Origin of the sequence: Bacteroides cutis (assembly GCF_900241005.1) — a bacterium.
Lineage (GTDB): Bacteria > Bacteroidota > Bacteroidia > Bacteroidales > Bacteroidaceae > Bacteroides > Bacteroides cutis.
In genome coordinates this window covers 1-2342 of the sequence record NZ_OEST01000021.1, presented here as the reverse complement: position 1 = coordinate 2342, position 2342 = coordinate 1, and the positions used below count along the sequence as shown (strand labels likewise).

The 2342-nt window shown below is 47.6% G+C and carries 1 protein-coding gene; it reads left to right on the top strand.

What is annotated here, in order from left to right; translation table 11 throughout:
- Positions 1 to 105: 105 nt before the first annotated feature.
- Positions 106 to 2340, top strand: a complete 2235-nt coding sequence (locus C1A09_RS16855) for a putative Ig domain-containing protein (protein ID WP_219618400.1) — start codon at positions 106 to 108, stop codon at positions 2338 to 2340.
- Positions 2341 to 2342: the final 2 nt, after the last annotated feature.

The following is a 2342-nucleotide window of genomic DNA, read 5'->3' as shown; positions in this document are numbered from 1 at the left end:
TTTTTTTCTTTTTTTTTTTTTTTTTTTTTCTTTTTTTTTTTTTTTTTTTTTTTTCAAGCAGAAGACGGCATACGATATTGTTGACTGTGACTGGAGTTCAGACGTGTGCTCTTCCGATCTGCAATACAGGGCGTAGTTGATCCCCGTGTTGAAGCCGGCGAATACGCAGCACATATCGATGTCTTCCAGGCAACAGGAGAGCAGATACCTGTTGGTGCCAGAAGAACTGTTCTGGTAAAGATACGTGTTGAAGGGCAGGCAACCCTGCTTTCCCCAACACAGCTTGTTGTGACAAAGCAGGGTGCATCTGTCTCGTTCTTCCCACATATAGCAGGAGGTCAAACCTTTGCCTTTGCCAATGGAACATCATCATCCATAACACCAGGACCCAACAGAGTCCCCGCAGGCCTAGGTATAAACCCTGATACAGGTCTTGTCCAAGGCACCCTTGGCACAGATGTAGAGGCGGGGAGATACACCTTTGGCATTACAGCAACAGGCTCCCAAGGCACCTCACCTGTCACCTTGCAGGTTACTCTCCTTGTCTCAGCTATTGAGAGCAGAAACTACTCTGTAGTAGCCGGGCGCCCCGTTCCTGTAAATAAAGATACAAATACAACCGGATACACCTATGCATTATCATCTTCTTCCTATTCCTCTGTAGTAGCCGGACAGGGAAGAATCCCACGCGGAATTACCCTTGACAGGACAACTGGTAACATAACTGGCACAGTAGGCAGAACAGTAGCAGCTGGTCTATACACCTTTGGTGTTGATGTCTTCTCAGCAAGAGGATCACGTATCACAACTGTTATGTACTCTGTCTCTGTAACAGATGTATTTGGAACAAAACCCTTCTCTGCTGCTGTTACGCTAGGAACACAGGTCAGCCTCCCATCAGGTCAGGATGATGGAGGATCAGACTTTTCCTTTGTGAATGCTGCCTGGTCAACAACACCAGGACCCAACAGAGTCCCACGTGGTGTCTTCCTGGATCCATCAACAGGTTCCCTAAAGACCCTGAACCCACTCTCAGGTGTTCAACCCGGGATCTATACATTCACTCTTTCCTTTGGCCCACGTGGTAGAAGGTCCTCCTATCTATACACCCTTGCTGTCCTACCACCTGTTACCCTCTCTGCCCTACAGGGTGATCAGATAACAGATGAAATAGCTATTCCTTCAGGAATCACACTAAGTGGCCTGCCGAAGGAGTATGGCATAGTCGTTGGTGCAGATGGGTCTGTTACCTCAAAGGCAATAACACAACCCCCAGGCATCTACAGCCTGCCATACACAACCAGGTATTACGGTCAACCCCTATACACCTCTGCACCATCTACCGCAACCCTAACAGTCTCATCTGTTTCCCCACTATCGGCAGATGTAAATGACGTCAATGCCCTGTTTGACAAAACCCCAGAAGAATCCCTAAAGGAAACTCTAACCTTTGCCTTTGCCCGTGGAACATCATCATCAACAACACCAGGACCCAACAGAGTCCCCGCAGGCCTAGGTATAGCAGGACCAACAGGACGTGTGGCTGGATTCTTCAAGACTGGCATACAAAATGGTGTCTACACATTTACAGTTGATATCTCAACTCAGTCAGGCAAATACCTGGGATCAAGGCTATACACAATAACAATAGGTGCCCCTGGAATAGATGCCACAGTGAATCTGGTAAAGATAGCTGGTATATACCAGTCAACCTCCCCCGTAATCTTCTTTCCACCAACACAAGAGGGAACCTACAGCCTGTCATCAACAGCTACCTATAGTGCAACACCAGGACCCAACAGAGTCCCACTCGGCCTACTCCTGGGACGTGCAGATGGATCACTAACAGGTTCGGTCTATGGCTCCTCTCCAGGTGTCTACACATTCCTAGTAGAGAGCACCTATGGACAACAGCTCTACCGACTAACCCTAAAAGACACAACACCACCACCATCACACACCCAATCTGCCAAACCCACAGAAAAACCTAAAGAAGAAAAAACACCTACAGAGAGTAAAGGAGGGGGATTCTGGTCAAAAGTAGGTAGTGGTATAGCTGCGCCATTTAAATGGATATGGCATGGCATAACATGGCCATTCAGAAAATTATTCGGTAGTCGCTCTGAAGCCCCTTCTTCAACCACCAATGCAACCGGTAACACCAGCGGCAAAACGCGCGTCAAACGAGATACGCCAACAACACCACCCGAACACCCTCTCAAGTCTGTCAATGACCAGATAACAAAAGTGACCGATGCTGTAAATAACTTTCAAAAATCTGTTCTAACCTCTCTAAAGAACTTCTTCACCTACCTAACAGATCGGAAGAGCGTCGTGTAGGG